Below are 17525 nucleotides of genomic sequence, written 5' to 3' on the forward strand. Positions count from 1 at the left end.
TATATTTACATCAATCATAAGTCAACCTTGATCAACCTCTGTAAATTCCTGCTGGCCTACAGAAACAAGGACAGTATACGATACCCAAAGGCTTTGTTAGGCTGCCTGATTTTGATAGGCTGCCTTTTTTCTGCACCCACCCAGGCGCAGGATACTGAGCCTGAATCAGATACTGTTCAGACTACAACTCCTCAGAACAGACCCTATAAGTCTGACACACGCCCTGCTTACCGACTGAGGGACCGCTACGGCAATCCTTTTGCTAATCCCTCCTCTCCTACTCCTTTTCAGCTGTCTACCCCCGCCCAGCTTGACTATGACATACAGGTTGATAGCACCATCAACTATTCTTTGTACGAAAGAATTAACGGATTAGATTTTAGAGCACCAACCAACTTAAGTTTTGATGAATACTCCAGTTTTCAGAACCAGCAGCTGAAAAAAGAGTACTGGAAGTCACGCTCAATCGGGCTGGACGGAGAAAGCGCCGTAAGTGGTAAACGACTCATACCTCCTATCTATACCACTCCGGTATTTGATCGTTTGTTTGGCGGGTCTTTCGTAGATATACGTCCCAACGGATTTGTTACGCTTGACTTTGGAGGACGCTTTCAGCGGATAGATAACCCCAATGTACCTCTAAGACAACAGCGAAATGGCAATTTTGAGTTTGATCAGCAGATCAGCCTGAACGTAGTTGGTAAAATTGGAGATAAGTTGGCAGTTACGGCTAATTTTGACAATAACAACTCTTTTGATTTTCAAAACAACGTAAAAGTTGAATACACCGGCTACGAAGAAGAAATTATTCAGAAAATTGAGCTGGGGAATGTAAGCTTACCCGTAAGTAATAGCCTGATCACAGGCTCGCAGAGCTTGTTTGGACTCAAAACTCAACTTCAGTTTGGCAAGCTATATGTAACCAGCGTAGCCTCCGTACAAAGAGGACAGACTGATGCCATCACCATAGAAAGTGGCTCACAAAACCGTGAGTTTGAAATACGCGCCTCCGAATACGACGAAAACCGTCACTTTTTTTTAGGGCACTTCTTTAGAAAAAATTATGAGCAGTGGCTCAACCGCCTGCCTCAAATCACCTCTGGGCTAAATGTTACCCGTGTTGAAGTATATGTGCTCAACCGTAACAACAATACGGAAACCCTTAGAAATATTGCTGGTTTTATGGATCTGGGTGAAGGAGAAACCATTTACAGAGAAGACAACCCCAATATTGGAGGAGGTGAAGGTGCAGGACCTACACGTAATGGTGCAAACCAGTTATTTAGCAGTTTAGCTAACTCTCCTGGAGCAAGAAGCATTAATGATGTTAATAGCACATTAACCGAAGACTTTGGCCTCACTAAAGCGACAGATTTTGAAGTTATTACCTCTGCCCGTAAGCTTACAGATCGCGAATTTACTTTCAACAGCCAGCTAGGCTATATTTCCCTGAACCGACGCCTCCAGAACGATGAAGTTTTGGCTGTTTCATTTGAGTACACTTACCAGGGACAACGCTATAAAGTAGGTGAGCTTACCGAAGACTACCAGAATAAAGGCGATGATGAAGTAATCTTCTTAAAGCTGCTACGCCCCAGCAAGATCAATCCCGAAGTGCCAACCTGGGATCTGATGATGAAAAATATCTATTCGTTGAATGCGACTCAGATTGACCCGCTTGGTTTTCAGTTCAGAGTAATATATCGCGATGACCGTACTGGTATTGATAACCCTAGTTTGCAGGAAGGAGAGATTGCCAATGAGCCATTAATCAGGCTGCTAGGGCTAGACCAGCTCAACCAGAACAACGACCCCCAGCCCGATGGAAATTTTGACTTCGTAGAAGGTATTACTATCAACACCGATCTGGGTATTATTATCTTTCCAGTAATACAGCCTTTTGGCGATCATCTGCAAGATGCTATACAGGAAGGTAGCCCTGAAGAGGACCTGGTTAACAAATACGTCTATAATGCACTCTACGAAACCACCAAGGCAGACGCTGAGCTGATTACCACTAAGAACAAATACTTCTTAACTGGTAGCTTTCAGGCAGGCTCAGCCAACGAAATCATGCTGCCGGGCTTTAACATAGCAGAAGGTTCAGTACAGGTACTGGCGGGTAACACCCCACTGGTAGAAGGGGTTGACTTTACGGTAGATTATAATCTGGGAAAAGTTAATATCATTAACGAAGGGGTGCTTAGCTCTGGCAAACGTATTCAGATACAATTTGAGAAAGCAGATCTTTTCAACTTCCAGCAGCGTACTCTTTTAGGCACTCGCCTGGACTATCGTTTTAATGACGACATTAACCTTGGTGCTACCGTTCTCCACCTAAACGAGCGCCCCGTAGTTACCCGTGTGGCCATCGGTAGCGAACCTACTCAAAACACCAAATATGGTTTTGACTTTAACTACCGTAAAGAGTCTCGCTTCCTGACAAAAATGGTAGATTTACTACCGATAGTTCAGACCAAAGAGCCTTCCAGCATCACCATTAATGCTGAATTTGCCCAATTGCTACCTGGCACTTCCAATGTGGTGGATGGCGATGGCACCTCATACATAGACGACTTTGAAAATACTATTACTCCCTTTAACCTGGGCGGCTGGCAAAACTGGCAACTGGCTGCTACTCCTACCACAGATGATGACAGATTTATAGTTGCTGATCAGTTAGGAGAAGGCTACCGTAGAGCAAAGCTAGCCTGGTACGTAGTAGATAACAGCGCTTTTTATGTCAATAGCGGTTTACTAAAACCTGACAATATTCCTGATGATGTTGAAAACCATTATGAACGTGAAGTTTATCCTCAGGAAGTATTTATCAATCAGGATGAGCAGGTAGTAAACCCTCCGCTACCCGTTTTTGATATGGTGTACTTTCCCGATGAGCGAGGTCCCTATAACTTCAACCCTAACCTCACACCTGAAGGTAAGCTACCGAACCCTGAAGATAACTGGGGAGGTATTACCAGAGCTATTACCTCTGAAGTAGATTTTGATAAAACAAATATTGAATACATAGAATTCTGGCTAATGGACCCCTTTATTCAGGGGGAGAACGGTACCATAGCAGGCGAAAATAATACAACTGGTGGTGAACTTGTGTTTAACCTGGGTAGCATTTCTGAAGATGTAATTCCAGATGACCGACATTTCTTTGAAAATGGTCTGCCAGAAGATTATGAAAGCGATGATGTTACTCCAACCGATTGGGGACGAGCTCCAGCAGATCAGTTTTTGACTGATTTTTTCAATAATAGTTCTGCTGAGGTTAGAAACAACCAGGATGTTGGTTTTGATGGAGTGCGTAACGATGATGAGTCCAATTTCTACAGTGATCTCATCAGCCGAATGTCTCCACAAGCTCAGGCTGCTATTCAGGACGACCCTTCAGGAGATAACTTTCAGTACTATCTGGGAGATGAGTTGGATGCCCGTAACGCACAAATTATTGAGCGCTACAAGAACTTTAACGGCCAGGATGGTAACACCCCTATTCTGTCGGGTAACGAAAGGTATACTCCCTCGGGAAGCCAGAGCCCCGACAATGAAGATTTAAACCGTGACAATACTCTGAGTGATCTGGAAGAATATTATGAGTACCGAATAAATCTCCGTCCGGGTCAGCTACAAGTTGGGCAAAACTACATTGTAGATAAAACTACCGGCCAAAATACAGGTGTAGACTGGTACCTGTTTAGAATCCCTGTGCGACAGCCAGACAAAATTGTAGGTAACATTCAGGGCTTCAAATCTATTCGCTACATCAGATCTTATTTAACAGGATGGAGACAAAACGCAGCCCTTCGTTTTGTTAAGTTTCAGTTTGTAGGTAGCCAGTGGAGAAGGTATAACGAAGAGCTCTACAAAAAAGGCTTAAACGAGTATACTGAACCTAACGACCCCAACTTTACTATTTCGGTAGTAAACATTGAAGAAAATTCCGCTAATGACGGCGAAGGCTCTCCTTACATGGTTCCTCCCGGCATCAACCGTGATCGTGATAATACCTCTCCTATTGACCGCCTTGTCAACGAGCAATCTCTTCAGCTGTGTGTGGAAGACCTTAAAGATGGAGACGCAAGAGCTGCATATAAAAACATGACACTGGACCTAATCAATTATGGTAAGATCAGAATGTTTCTGCATGCTGAAAGCCAGACGGCAGAAGACAGCTCTGTACATGCTTTCTTAAGGTTAGGTACAGACTTTACCGAAAACTATTATGAGGTAGCCATTCCTCTGGTAATGTCCGAAGCTGGTATCTTGGATGAGCGAGTAGTGTGGCCAGAAGAGAACGAACTGGAAATAGACCTGAACGACCTCTATGCGATTAAGTCCAGAAGAAACAACGCTGACCTGGCTATCAACCTACCCTATACAGAAAAGATAGGCAAACACCTGATAACGGTGGTAGGTCGCCCTGAACTAAGTACAGTACAGACGGTGATGATTGGTATACGCAATCCACAAACTCCTGACCGAGCGCCAAAAGATGTGTGTATCTGGGCTAACGAGTTAAGAGTAGGTGATTTTGACCGAACCAGCGGCTGGGCAGCCAATGCAAGAATCAATACTCAGCTAGCTGATGTAGCAAACATAACGGCTTCAGCCCGCCATATGACTTTTGGTTTTGGAGGCGTACAGTCCCGTATATCGGAGCGCTCTCGTGAAGAAGCCACCGAATATGATGTGTCTGCCAATGTAACTGTAGACAAATTTCTACCACAGAAGCTGGGCTTAAGAATTCCAATGTTTGTGAGTTATGAGAAAGGAATGATTGAGCCTCAGTTTGACCCTCGCGATCCGGATATCCCTCTGGATGCCGCCCTGGCTGCTTTACCGGCAGATGAGCGTGCGGCCTATCGCCAGATTGTGACTGACCAGGTAACACGACGTAGCCTGAACTTTACCAATGTACGCAAGATCAAGCTCAACGAAAATGCCAGATCGCACTTTTTTGATCTGTCAAACTTTACATTCTCATACGCTTATAGCGATGTAGAGCGCACTAATTTTAATACAGCGCTTTACTACCAAAGAATTATGAGAGGAGGTATTGGCTATAACTACAGCTTCCCTGAGCTTAATGTGCAGCCCTTTGCCAATGTAGGCATATTTAGTTCTCCCTGGCTGGCCCTGATCAGAGATTTCAACTTCTCTCCTATTCCTTCAACCATCAGTATAAGAGGAGACCTGAACCGTAGCTTTGTAAAAACGGTATACCGTGGCGAAGACCTCAATCCTTTGTCAGACCCACTGTATGAGAAAGCATTTACCTTTAACAGAATTTACGATATGCGCTGGAACCTGTCTCAGAACCTGGCGCTGGACTACGGTGCGCGTGCTTACGCTATTATAGATGAGCCTGAAGGTGACCTGGAAACTCAGGCTGAAATTGACACGGTAATCAACAACCTGAAGCGCTTTGGTCGTATGAAAAATTTTGATCAAAACCTTAGTGCTACCTATACTGTGCCTTTCGACAAACTGCCAATCACAGACTGGGTAAGTGCTGATATCAGGTACAATGCTGGCTATACCTGGACTGCCGGAGCCATTGGCTTTGCCGATACCTTGGGAAATACCATAGAAAACAGCCGTGACCGCAGCCTTAATGGTAGAGTAGATTTTGTGAGCCTTTACAACAAGGTAGGTTTTCTTAAAAATATAAACACCCCATCGCGGGGTAGGGCCAGCAGAGCACGCCCCAGCGCACCACAAAATAATGCTGACTCGCTACAGCAAGAGAAGCCAAAGGGTGAAGGCAAATTTGCCAAAGGCTTTTTACGCCTGCTTATGTCTTTGCGTTCTATTAATGCCAACTACAATATGAGCGAAGGAACTCTGCTACCAGGCTTTATGCCAGAAGCCCGCTTCTTTGGTATGGATAGTACATTTAGTGCTCCCGGCCTTCCTTTTCTACTAGGTAGTCAGGATCCTGAAATACGAAACCAAGCGGTACGAAATGGCTGGCTCACTACCAGTAGTGCCCTAAGTATGCCTTTCCAGCAGTCGCAGGTAGAGAATTTTAACATACGAGCTGATATTGAGCCTTTCAAGGATTTCCGCATTCAGCTGGACTTTAAAAAGACCAAGACTGGCACCTATCAGGAAATTTATCGGCTAGACTCAGTGGTAGATCAGCAGACTGGCAGAGTAAGCTACCAGTATAATGCTCAGAACCCCGCAAGAATAGGGAATTACGACCTTACGTACTTTACTATGCGAACCGCATTCTCTAAAGATGATGCAGAGAATAATTCTGAGATTTTCAGAGAGTTTGAAAACAATCGCGATATTATTAAAGCCAGGTTGGAAGGACTTAACCCAAACCCCGGAACATACGACCGAAACTCTCAGGATGTATTGATACCTGCGTTTTTGGCAGCCTACAGCGGGCAAGATGCCAATGACGTAAAACTTAGCCCTTTCCCCAGAATACCTCTGCCCAACTGGAGAATAGACTATGCTGGCCTTCCACGCCTGATACCTGAGCTAAGCGATGTGTTTATGTCGTTTAACATTACACATGGTTATATTTCCAACTACTCTGTAAGCAATTACACCAGTAACCTGCTGTACGGAGACGAAAATTTACTTTTGCTCAGCCGCAATGTAGAAGACTACCCTATGGCCAGTGAGCTAAGCGAAAACGGAGACAATACTTTTGCTCCTGTTTATATCATTCAGCAGGTAACTATTACCGAAAGATTTTCTCCACTAATCGGACTCAATATCAGAACCCGTAGCAGGCTCACAGGTAGAATTTCTTATGATGTAGAAAGAAGCCTCGCTCTTAATATGTCAAACACCCAGGTAACTGAGCTCAACAGCAAATCCATCAATGTTAATTTTGGCTTCGTAAAATCTGAGCTTAGACTTCCTTTTAAGGTAGAAGGCAGAAGTATCACTTTAGAAAACGACCTTACTTTTAATCTGGGGATGACTTTTAAAGACACCAAAACGGTACAGCGCAAACTGGATGAAGAAAGCACTGTTACTAATGGAAATATCAACTTCCAGTTCCGTCCAACTATGGATTATAACATCAACGAAAAGCTAAATATTCAGCTGTATTTTGCCCGTACCATCAATGACCCAAGGGTAACAAGTTCGTTTAAGAGAGTAACTACAGAATTTGGGGTTCAGGCTCGCTTTAACCTTGCGCAATAATTTGTGAAAACAAAAGACAAAGGAGCTACATTAATAGTAGTATTGGGTTTTGCGCTTTGGTAAAAAAGCCCTTACATTTGGCCAAAAAAATAATAATTATGAACCTACCTGAAAATCTTAAATACACTAAAGATCACGAATGGGTAAGAATAGAAGGTGATGTAGCTTACGTGGGCATCACAGACTTTGCTCAAAGTGAATTAGGTGATATCGTTTTTGTAGAAGTAGAAACTGAAGGAGAAGAAATGAGTCAGGGCGAAGTATTCGGCACAGTAGAAGCTGTAAAAACCGTATCTGACCTGTTTATGCCCCTAGATGGTAAAATCCTTGAATTTAATACTGAGTTGGAATCGTCTCCTGAGGTGGTAAATGAAGACCCTTACGAGAAAGGATGGATGATTAAAATCAGTATTGCTGATACCTCTCAGCTTGACGACTTATTGGATGCACAAAGCTATCAGGAAGAAACCGGAAATTAATTTCCGGTTTTTTTTGCTAGCCTTCAGCACAGATTTTTTATGTTTTTCAGATTTAATTTCTTCACTATAGTATGGGCCATAGTTATACTTTTTTTGGTGCTAATGCCCGGGCAACAGATGCCTAAAATAAGTGGAGATTATCTACTGAGCATAGACAAATTAGCCCACGCATTCGTTTTTTGCATATTGGTTTTACTAATGATTGTGGGCTTTATTAAACAGCACCGCTTTCCCATACTCCGAACTAAGGCCGTTACCTATTCGTTAGTAATATCAATATCATACGGACTCATTCTGGAAATAATGCAATTATTAAGCTCAGCCAGAATGGTAGAGCTTCTGGATGCAGGAGCTAACATTGCAGGTTGTATCTCCGGGTGGCTACTTTTTTTGCTGATATACAGACTATAAAAAGTTAGCATATCATTTTTCTTGTACATCCGGTTTCAATTTTGTAATTTATGTGCTAATATTACATGGTAATTATATTAAAAACTTATTTATGGAATCTAAGAAAACGCCCAGAGCCGATCTTAGCAAAAAGACCGGACTTCACCTGAGTATAGGTTTAGTGATAAGTTTGGCTGTTGTAACTTTGGCTTTTGAATGGAAGTCTTACGACGAGCAAACCTTAGTAGACTTAGGTGTTGTGGAAGATGATTTTGAGGATGTGATGGATATACCACCAACCGAGCAACCACCTCCACCTCCCCCAAAAATTCAGCAGCCTGAAATTGTAGAGGTTCCTGATGAAGAAGAAATTGAAGAAGAAATTGAAATTGATCTTGACGTAGAGATCACTGAAGATACCCAGATTGAAGAGATGGTGTTTGAAGAAGCACCTGAAGAAGAGGTATCTGATGAAATTTTTATGGTAGTGGAAGATCAGCCTGAACCTCAGGGAGGTATGGCCGCTTTCTACCAGTACGTTAGTAAAAACCTGAAGTATCCTTCTCAAGCACGTAGAATGGGTGTAGAAGGTAAAGTGTTTGTACAGTTTGTGGTAGACAAAGATGGTTCTATCAGCCAGGTACAAGCAATTAAAGGTATTGGAGCAGGATGTGACGAAGAAGCTGTTCGCGTACTACAAAACGCACCCAAGTGGAAACCTGGTAAGCAGCGTGGTAGACCAGTAAGAGTAAGAATGGTACTACCTATCACATTCAAACTAGGATAATGTGATTTTGATTTAGATGTTAATATTGATTATTAGCAAGAAAGCCGGTTCATTTAGTGTTCCGGCTTTTTTTATGTGCTTTATTCTCTTAACTATAACACCTCCTCATTTGTATTCTGTTACCTGAGAGACTCACTCGTATTAGCACAAAAGGGCTCTTCAGTATTCTCCGGTAACTTAAACATCTACCTTATCTTCTGCTCGCAGCAGCTCGTAATAGTAACGACTCATTAGCTCAGTCCCGTCCCTAATGATATACAGCAACTTAAGTATTAGCTTATCTCACACTGTATACTGGACCTTATGCAGCACCAATAGTTATAGAACATTGCTTTACTGTACAGGCATAAAAAAAGCGCCCCTTCCGGAGCGCCTATATATACATACCTGTTTACATCAAACTTTTACTGAGCACTGTCCTTTTTAGGTAGCACATTAGTAATAATTTTTACTCTTTCCTGGGCATTTACCGCATTGGATACTACAGTAACCACTTTGTTTTGTTTACCCATTTTACCAGCACTATTGAATGATACTGCAATTTCTCCTCCTTCCCCAGGAGCAAGAGGCTCGCGAGGCCATGAAGTAGCTGTACACCCGCATGTAGTTAGCACATTTGAAAGTATTAAGGGTTCAGTACCACTATTCTCAAACTCAAATACATAGCTTACTTTATCACCCTGCTCAATATCTCCAAAATCATGTGAGCTCTTGGCAAAAGTAATTTGCGGGCCATCTACTGCTTCGGCCTGCTGTGAGTTCTGAGCAAAAAGCTGCACAGAGAGAAGTACTACCGCTGAAAGTAAAAAGAATTTTTTCATAACACTATTTCAAATTTATTGATGCTTGTACAAAAACCATTCCTGCATAAGAAGCACAAATATTATACATTAAGTTCGGGCTTGTAAAAAAATGCCACGAATTAGCGCTTTTTTCTTTTATCGCCACTCAAAATTATAGGTTTATTCCAACCAAAGTTTTCCTCTTAGTGTCATCAGTAATAACAAAGCAACACAACCAAATTTAAAAATTAACTATCTATGAAAATGAATTTCTCAATTAAACACTACCTGTATATGATGACTACTGTGGTGTTTCTTAGTGGATGTTTGGATACTGGAGATACTGATTTTGAGAAACAGGTAAAATTTGAGGAAAAGCTCATTACAGACCACCTTGAATCAAACAACATTACAGCTACACGTGACAACAGCGGAATGTACTATCAGGTACTGGAAAAAAATACAGGGGGCACCCCGGTAGAAGAAGAAGATGTAGTTTCTATACGTTATGTCATGAAAACTTTGGGGGGAAAGTTTATTGATAGCCTTAGCATGAGTACCGAAGCGGATTCTGCTGTAATTTTTCAGCATGTTACTGGCGCAATCTATCCGGAAGGAATTAACTGGGGAGTAAGACTAATGAATGAAGGAGAAAAATTCCGTTTTTATATACCTTCTTATTATGGCTTTAAAAACTACTCTTATAAGACACTGATACCTTCCGAGAGTATTCTTGTTGTAGATGTTGAAGTAGTAGATGTTTTATCAGCCTCAGATATGGCGGCCAGGGAAGATCAGGGAATTAAAGACTATATAGCGGAAAATGAACTGGAAAATGTTAAAAAACAATCTTCAGGGGTATATTATCAGGTACTTGAAGAAGGATCTGGCTCTGTACTAAAAGCCGGTCAGTCTGTAGAGGTACAGTACAAAGGCTACTTCCCTAACGGTGAAGTTTTTGATGAGTCAAAGAGCGATACCCCTCTTAGCTTCGTGGTAGGGTATAATAACCTTATAGCTGGCTTTGATGAAGGAATCAAGCTAATGAAGAAAGGTGAAAAAGGCCGAATATTTATCCCTTCCAAGCATGCCTATAATCAGGGTACTCAAGTAATCCCTGGTCTTATCAGAAAAGACTTTCTGGAGAAATATCAGATCAGGAATATGCCTCCATTTCAGACCCTCATCTTTGATGTAGAAGTAACGAAGGTAAACTAATAGCTAAGCTCATTAATAAGGTAAAAGGCTGACAGTACTTGTCAGCCTTTTTTTATTCAAAAAAATCTGGATTAAAGTTCATCAGATACAGTTCTGATTTGGCTCTGGTGACAGCTGTGTACAACCATCGTAAGTACTCATGATTGATCATTTCATCTTTCAGATATCCCTGACTTACAAACACAGCATCCCACTGACCACCCTGAGACTTATGGCAGGTTAAGGCATACGCAAACTTAATTTGCAAAGCATTCAAATACATATCGCTACGTACGGCTTCTATCTGCTCCTGCCGATTGCCTACTTCTTTGTACTCTTCAAACACCTGCTCATATAACTCATGATATTTATCTTCAGCCAGAGCTGGTGTAGGCGCATGAAGGGTATCAAGAATAACTTTTGCTTCAAAAGCAGGTTGGTCAGGATAGTCCAGAAGCTGAAGCTCAAGGGTTGCAAACCTTAAGTCATACTTTTCTTCAAAATCTACCACCCTACGAATTTCTACAAAATCTCCATTAGCCAAAAAGCCCGCAGGTGAATCCTCATCCAGAAAATAGTAGTTATTTTTTACGATCATAAGGTAGTCTCCTGCTTCTACTTCGCTTTCGTAAAAAAATATATTTCGCCGGATATACTCGTTGTAGGATACACTTTCGCGATTAGAACGACAGATGATAGTAGTGTTCTCTTTTCCAAACTTATCATAAGCGTACCTAAGACCATCTTCTAAACGTTCGCCAGGCATTCTAAAAATATCGGTAAACTTCCTGGTCTGAAAAGCGATTTTGAATTTATCCTTTACTAACTCATTACGGATATAAGTGGCGTTATACAGTATACCTGAAACCAGCTCTTGCCGTTTTACTTCTGTAAGTTCAATCTCCTGCAACGATAAGCGATAAACTGAAGAAAGATATTCGGCATCTAAACCCCGGCTTAGGTTTTGCCCAACAGGAGGCAGCTGTGCGGCATCCCCTATGAGCATTAACTTATTTGTAGGATCTTCAAATACATAGTCTACCAGATCTGCAAGCAGGCTCCTGCCATCCATACCAGGTTCATCAGAAAGCATAGAGGCTTCATCTATGACAAAAAGCGTTTGTTTGTAATAGTTACGCCTTCTTCTGAACTGTATTTTTCCACTTTGGGGGTCGGCTGTGCGCTGATATATAATTTTGTGAATGGTGTAGGCATTACGCTTTGTATAATTAGCCATTACTTTAGCGGCTCTACCTGTAGGAGCCAGTAATACTGAACGGAAATCAAACTCCGGCAGTGCTTTTACTAAAGCGATCAATACACTCGTTTTTCCGGTACCCGCATAACCTCTCAACATGAGCGTCATCCGTAGTTGGTCATGCCTGGTCAGGAAGTGATCAAAAAGTAAAAAAAGTTTCCTCTGCCCTTCGGTAGGGCTAAAAGGAAACTTCTTCTGAATGATTTGGGAAGGTTTAGGCAAAGCTGATGCTGTTAGCCTGCGTTTTAAAATTCAGCGTTCTCAGGTGTTCTAGGGAAAGGTATAACATCACGGATATTACCCATACCTGTTACAAATAGTAGTAGCCTTTCAAAGCCCAGACCAAAGCCACTGTGGGGCGTAGTACCGAACTTTCGGGTATCCAGATACCACCACATCTCTTCCTGAGGAATATCGGCTTCCTCCATACGTGCAATTAGTCGGTCATGACGCTCTTCGCGTTGAGAGCCACCGATAATCTCTCCTATACCGGGGAAAAGCACATCCATAGCAGCCACTGTCTCTTTTCCGGGCTCTTCTCCGTCGTTTTGTCGCATATAAAAAGCCTTGATAGACTTAGGATAATTATACAGGATTACCGGGCGTTTAAAGTGCTTTTCTACCAGAAAACGCTCATGTTCAGACTGGAGGTCTGCCCCCCAATCTTCTATCAGATACTGAAATTTTTTCTTTTTATTAGGCTTAGAGTTTCTTAAAACGTTAATAGCCTCCGTATAAGTGACACGCGCAAAGTCATTGCTAACTATGAAGTTTAGCCTTTCCAGCAGCGTCATCTCACTTTTTTCTTCTTTCTTTTTATTCTTTTCTTCATCCAGAGCTCTATTGTTAAGAAACTCCAGATCATCTGCACAGTGGTCAAGCGCATACTGTACCAGATACTTCAGAAAAGACTCAGCCAGATCCATATTATCTTTCAGCTCGTAGAAGGCCATCTCTGGCTCTACCATCCAGAACTCAGCCAGGTGGCGTGAGGTATTGGAATTTTCTGCACGGAATGTAGGACCAAACGTATAGATTTCACCAAGGCCCATTGCTGCAAGTTCACCTTCCAGCTGTCCAGAAACAGTCAGGTTGGTAGGCTTAGCAAAAAAGTCCTGCTTAAAATCTATCTCTCCTTCTTCATTGCGGGGCGGTTGGTTAAGGTCTAAAGTAGTTACCTGAAACATCTCACCTGCCCCTTCAGCATCGGAAGCAGTAATGATAGGCGTATGCACATTGTAGAATCCTCGCTCGTTAAAGAACTGATGGATCGCAAAAGTCATCGCATGGCGGATACGATAGATTGCACCGAAAGTAGAAGTACGAGGACGTAGGTGGGCGATCTCTCTAAGAAATTCAAAGGAATGTTTTTTTGGCTGCAAAGGATAGGTCTCCGGATCAGCCTCTCCTAATATTTCTATTTCGTCTGCGGGTAATTCTATTTTTTGACCATGCCCCTGAGAGGCAGCCAGCTTACCTTTTACTGCTATGCACGCACCGCTTGTAACTTTTTTCAGAGTTTCTTCACCAATAGTATTCGGATCTGCTACAATCTGCAAATTATGAATGGTAGAACCGTCGTTGAGCGCAATAAATGCAACATTTTTGCTGCCTCGTTTTGTTCTCACCCAACCTTTGACCAATACCTCCTGATCCAGAGGCATTTCCTTCAATAATAAACTGATTTTGGCTCTCGTTAGACGCATAGCTCGTGCCAACAATTTTTAGATTAAAAAAATCCAAAACAAATTGCTGTGAATAACTTTTGAATTAATGAAATATTATCTTACTAGTGTACTAAAAGGTGTTTGCAAAGCAACGATATTTTGCTCTTTTTATCAAAGATTTGATAGAATATAATAAATTTGGACACAGTTTGGTAAAGTAGATTAAAGGAGAATATACATGCAGAAGCTTGGTTTAAGCCAGACCTTAAGTCAGAAACTTTCTCCTCAGCAAATACAGTTTATTAAGCTCTTACAAATTCCTACGGCCGAGTTAGAAGCCAGGATTGAGCAGGAACTGGAAGTCAACCCTGCTTTAGAAGAAGGACGTGATGAAGACGAGGGAATTACGAGTAGCGAAGACGACTTTGATAGTGATGCTGAGAGAGACGATCTTAACGATGAGTTAAGTATTGAAGATTATCTGTCTGAAGATGAATTTGGTGGTTATAAAATGTACGGCGACGGAAACTACTCCGACGAGGAAGACCGTGATATGCCCATACCTACCAATACTACTTTGAGCGAGCAGCTTATCTCTCAGCTCAATTTTTTAGCGTTGGATGATAGAAGGCACCAGATTGGCCTTCAACTTATAGGAAGTATTGAAAGCGATGGCTACATACGCAGAGAGCTGGAAGCAATCATTAACGATCTAGCTTTTTCGCAGAATATAGATACTGACCTGGATGAGGTGGAAGAGATTCTTACTCAAATCCAACAGTTTGACCCTGCGGGTATTGCAGCAAGAGACCTACAGGAATGCTTAGTTTTACAACTGGAAAGAAAAGCTGACCCTGATAAATACCATAAGCTAGCTATAGATATTCTTAAAGATCACTTTAAAGAATTTACTAAAAAGCACTTTGACAAGATTTGCCGTAAGCAGGGCATAGATGAAAACTCTTTACGCGAAGCTATCAGTATTATTACTAAGCTTAATCCCAAGCCTGGTGGGTTTGTAGACAGTACTGCCCGTACACAATACATTATTCCTGACTTTATTCTTAACAACAACAATAGCAAACTAGAGCTTTCTCTTAACTCCAGAAACGCGCCAGAGCTTAAAATCAGTCGCTCGTACTCTGATATGCTTCAGGCTTATGATAAGAACAAAAAGGACAAGAAGTTAAAAGAAACCGTTACTTTTGTAAAGCAGAAGCTAGACTCTGCCAAATGGTTTATAGACGCCATACGTCAGCGTCAGCAAACGCTGCTAACAACAATGGAAACCATTATTAAGTATCAGTACGACTTTTTCTTAACTGGCGACGAGAGCAAACTAAAACCCATGATTCTGAAAGATATTGCTAATGAGATAGGTATGGATATTTCAACAGTATCCAGAGTAGCTAACAGCAAATCGGTACAAACTGAGTTTGGAGTTTACCCTCTTAAATACTTTTTCTCAGAAGGTATTGCCACTGAATCGGGCGAAGATGTAAGTAGCCGCGAAGTGAAAAACTACCTTAAAGGCCTGGTAGATAATGAGGACAAAAGAAAGCCTTTGTCTGACGACAAACTTGAAAAACTGCTTAAAGAAAAAGGGTATAATATTGCCAGGCGTACTGTTGCTAAATACAGAGAGCAGTTACAAATACCTGTGGCAAGGCTAAGAAAGGAATTGTAAATGGTAAGAAAACTGTCTATTACCATATCCGTTCTTATGCATCCGTTGCTTATGCCAACGCTTTTGTTTGCTTTACTTTTTTATTATGCTCCGGTTATTACGCAACCTATTAATGCTAAAGCAGCAAACTATCTGTTGCTGGCAGTATTTATTACCACCTTTTTACTACCTATGGTAAGTATTACTGCCCTCCGCTTTTCTGACTTTATGAACAAAGGTAAAATTACTGCCCTGAGCATACCTCAACGACAGGACAGGGTATTACCATTTTTCTTTACTACCATTTTTTACATCATCACTACTTATATGTTCTTCTCTAAGTTTAAAGTAAGCCAGGTGTTGGTAGTAATTCTAGCAGCTATAACCTTAATCATTTTACTACTTAGCTTCCTTACGCTTTTTATTAAAGTAAGTGCACACAGCGCCAGTGCTTCAGCCTTTACTGGTTTTCTTATAGGGTTAGGGCAAGCTTATCCTGAAGAAAATTTGCTATGGCCTCTGCTAGCTGTTTTAGTATTGGGAGGAATGGCAATGTCGGCGCGCCTTTATCTGGACACGCACCGACCTGTAGAAATTCTGATTGGAAGTATACTGGGCCTGGGAGTTAGTATTAGCTCAGTCTTATTTTTTATGTGACAGAAAAAGCTTATTTCTTAAAGAGAGAATCTACAAACTCCATCTTATTAAACACCTGCAAATCGTCCATCTGCTCTCCTACTCCGATATATTTAACCGGAATATTAAACTGATCTGAGATACCAATTACCACACCGCCTTTAGCCGTTCCGTCTAGTTTAGTAATGGCGAGAGCGCTCACTTCAGTAGCGCGGGTAAACTCTTTAGCTTGTAAAAAAGCATTTTGTCCAGTGCTACCATCTAGTACCAGTAATACCTCGTGGGGAGCTTCAGGAATAAACTTTTGAACTACTCTCTTAATCTTTGAAAGCTCATTCATCAGATTTACTTTATTATGTAACCTTCCCGCAGTGTCTATAATCACTACGTCAGCTCCCATTTCTTTGCCCTGCTTGGCAGTATCAAAAGCAACGGAGGCAGGATCAGTATTCATACCATGAGAAACAACAGGCACACCTACTCTTTCTCCCCACAGCTTAATCTGATCTACGGCTGCAGCTCTAAAAGTATCGGCAGCACCTAATAAAACGCTATGTCCGCGTTTTTTAAACTGGTAAGCCAATTTACCTATGGTAGTTGTTTTGCCTACCCCATTAACGCCTACTACCAGTATTACATGAGGTTTATGGGTGTTGGGGACATGAAAATCATCGGCATCTACATCAGCCGCCTGATCCTCATTTTCGGCCAACAAGCCGGCAATTTCTTCGCGTAGTATTTTATCAAGCTCGGAGGTGCTGAGATATTTGTCTCTAGCAACTCTGGCTTCTATACGATCAATAATTTTGATAATCGTATCTACTCCTACATCGCTGGTAGCCAGTATACCCTCAAGTTCATCCAGGACTTCATCGTCTACCGTAGCCTTACCGGCAATAGCCTTACCCATTTTGGAAAAGAAGCTATCTTTTGATTTTTCAAGCCCTTTGTCCAGCGATTCTTTTTTGTCTTTAGAGAAGAAACCAAACAGTGCCATAGACCTATTGGATAAAAAAGTAAAATGATAATATACAAAAAAAGCCCATAGCGGGCTTTAATAAAACTTTGCGAAATAAAATTTCTTATTTCTTGGCCAAATAATCTTTAACCGAATCTACTGGCACCATTTCTTCTCTGAAAGTATAGGCTCCAGTTTTAGGTGACTTAACCGCTTTGATTACCTTAGCAACGGTTTTACCACCTTCTTTACGCATTGAAGCAACTGATTTCTTTGCCATGGTTATTTAATTTCTCTGTGAACAGTATGTTTCTTTAAAATAGGATTGTACTTTTTACGCTCCAATCTTTCAGTCGTGTTTTTACGATTTTTGGTGGTAATGTAGCGAGAGGTACCAGCCTGACCACTTTCTTTGTGTTCGGTACACTCTAGAATTACCTGCACACGATTACCTTTACTTTTCTTAGCCATTGTTCAAATAATATTTTTGATAATCAGATGTAACTGACTTTTAAATCTA

The 17525-nt window shown here is 41.6% G+C and carries 13 protein-coding genes; 7 read left to right on the forward strand and 6 right to left on the reverse strand.

Annotation, left to right across the window (positions count from 1 at the left end; all coding sequences use genetic code 11):
- Positions 1-27 precede the first annotated feature (27 nt).
- From sov to PZB74_RS00765, 4 genes are all read left to right on the forward strand, one after another.
- A complete protein-coding gene (sov, locus tag PZB74_RS00750; protein WP_302239968.1) occupies positions 28-7185 on the forward strand; it encodes a T9SS outer membrane translocon Sov/SprA in 7158 nt (2385 codons plus the stop codon).
- Between the two features lie 98 nt (positions 7186-7283).
- Positions 7284-7664, forward strand: coding sequence for a glycine cleavage system protein GcvH (gcvH, locus tag PZB74_RS00755; protein WP_302239970.1), 381 nt, complete (start codon positions 7284-7286; stop codon positions 7662-7664).
- A 117-nt stretch (positions 7665-7781) separates the two neighbouring features.
- Positions 7782-8075: a VanZ family protein gene (locus tag PZB74_RS00760; protein WP_302242858.1), complete on the forward strand. Its 294-nt coding sequence runs from the start codon at positions 7782-7784 to the stop codon at positions 8073-8075.
- A 91-nt stretch (positions 8076-8166) separates the two neighbouring features.
- Positions 8167-8841 (forward strand): energy transducer TonB, encoded by a 675-nt coding sequence (locus PZB74_RS00765; protein ID WP_302239971.1) that lies wholly within the window; start codon positions 8167-8169, stop codon positions 8839-8841.
- Between the two features lie 404 nt (positions 8842-9245).
- Here the strand turns inward: PZB74_RS00765 and PZB74_RS00770 are convergent, their stop codons facing one another.
- Entirely contained in the window at positions 9246-9662 is a 417-nt protein-coding gene (locus tag PZB74_RS00770) for a DUF1573 domain-containing protein (RefSeq protein ID WP_302239972.1), read from the reverse strand.
- 225 nt (positions 9663-9887) lie between these two features.
- On the opposite strand from PZB74_RS00770, the gene PZB74_RS00775 reads away from it, so the two are divergent.
- Positions 9888-10841: an FKBP-type peptidyl-prolyl cis-trans isomerase gene (locus PZB74_RS00775; protein ID WP_302239973.1), complete on the forward strand. Its 954-nt coding sequence runs from the start codon at positions 9888-9890 to the stop codon at positions 10839-10841.
- A gap of 52 nt (positions 10842-10893) precedes the next feature.
- Here PZB74_RS00775 and PZB74_RS00780 read toward each other — a convergent pair whose 3' ends face one another.
- Together PZB74_RS00780 and asnS are read right to left on the reverse strand one after the other, a co-directional pair.
- On the reverse strand, positions 10894-12300 hold the full coding sequence (locus PZB74_RS00780; RefSeq protein ID WP_302239975.1) for an ATP-dependent DNA helicase: 1407 nt from the start codon (positions 12298-12300) through the stop codon (positions 10894-10896).
- A gap of 23 nt (positions 12301-12323) precedes the next feature.
- Entirely contained in the window at positions 12324-13784 is a 1461-nt protein-coding gene (asnS, locus tag PZB74_RS00785) for an asparagine--tRNA ligase (RefSeq protein WP_302239976.1), read from the reverse strand.
- A gap of 199 nt (positions 13785-13983) precedes the next feature.
- Here asnS and rpoN point away from each other — a divergent pair, with 199 nt between their 5' ends.
- Positions 13984-15432, forward strand: a complete 1449-nt coding sequence (gene rpoN, locus PZB74_RS00790) for an RNA polymerase factor sigma-54 (RefSeq protein ID WP_302239978.1) — start codon at positions 13984-13986, stop codon at positions 15430-15432.
- Entirely contained in the window at positions 15433-16068 is a 636-nt protein-coding gene (locus tag PZB74_RS00795) for a phosphatase PAP2 family protein (protein WP_302239980.1), read from the forward strand.
- Positions 16069-16078: 10 nt separating this feature from the next.
- Here PZB74_RS00795 and ftsY read toward each other — a convergent pair whose 3' ends face one another.
- From ftsY to rpmG, 3 genes are all read right to left on the reverse strand, one after another.
- A complete protein-coding gene (gene ftsY, locus PZB74_RS00800; RefSeq protein ID WP_302239981.1) occupies positions 16079-17044 on the reverse strand; it encodes a signal recognition particle-docking protein FtsY in 966 nt (321 codons plus the stop codon).
- 85 nt (positions 17045-17129) lie between these two features.
- Entirely contained in the window at positions 17130-17285 is a 156-nt protein-coding gene (locus PZB74_RS00805; protein ID WP_302239984.1) for a DUF4295 domain-containing protein, read from the reverse strand.
- A 2-nt stretch (positions 17286-17287) separates the two neighbouring features.
- Positions 17288-17476: a 50S ribosomal protein L33 gene (gene rpmG / locus PZB74_RS00810; RefSeq protein ID WP_302239985.1), complete on the reverse strand. Its 189-nt coding sequence runs from the start codon at positions 17474-17476 to the stop codon at positions 17288-17290.
- Between the last annotated feature and the right edge of the window lie 49 nt (positions 17477-17525).

Origin of the sequence: Porifericola rhodea (genome assembly GCF_030506305.1) — a bacterium.
GTDB classification, from domain to species: domain Bacteria; phylum Bacteroidota; class Bacteroidia; order Cytophagales; family Cyclobacteriaceae; genus Catalinimonas; species Catalinimonas rhodea.

Coding starts and splice junctions, on each gene's coding strand:
- rpmG (WP_302239985.1), bottom strand. CDS start 17,476: ATGGCTAAGAAAAGTAAAGGTAATCGTGTGCAGGTAATTCTAGAGTGT.
- gcvH (WP_302239970.1), top strand. CDS start 7,284: ATGAACCTACCTGAAAATCTTAAATACACTAAAGATCACGAATGGGTA.
- PZB74_RS00770 (WP_302239972.1), bottom strand. CDS start 9,662: ATGAAAAAATTCTTTTTACTTTCAGCGGTAGTACTTCTCTCTGTGCAG.
- PZB74_RS00775 (WP_302239973.1), top strand. CDS start 9,888: ATGAATTTCTCAATTAAACACTACCTGTATATGATGACTACTGTGGTG.
- rpoN (WP_302239978.1), top strand. CDS start 13,984: ATGCAGAAGCTTGGTTTAAGCCAGACCTTAAGTCAGAAACTTTCTCCT.
- PZB74_RS00765 (WP_302239971.1), top strand. CDS start 8,167: ATGGAATCTAAGAAAACGCCCAGAGCCGATCTTAGCAAAAAGACCGGA.
- asnS (WP_302239976.1), bottom strand. CDS start 13,784: ATGCGTCTAACGAGAGCCAAAATCAGTTTATTATTGAAGGAAATGCCT.
- ftsY (WP_302239981.1), bottom strand. CDS start 17,044: ATGGCACTGTTTGGTTTCTTCTCTAAAGACAAAAAAGAATCGCTGGAC.
- PZB74_RS00795 (WP_302239980.1), top strand. CDS start 15,433: ATGGTAAGAAAACTGTCTATTACCATATCCGTTCTTATGCATCCGTTG.
- PZB74_RS00760 (WP_302242858.1), top strand. CDS start 7,782: ATGCCTAAAATAAGTGGAGATTATCTACTGAGCATAGACAAATTAGCC.
- PZB74_RS00805 (WP_302239984.1), bottom strand. CDS start 17,285: ATGGCAAAGAAATCAGTTGCTTCAATGCGTAAAGAAGGTGGTAAAACC.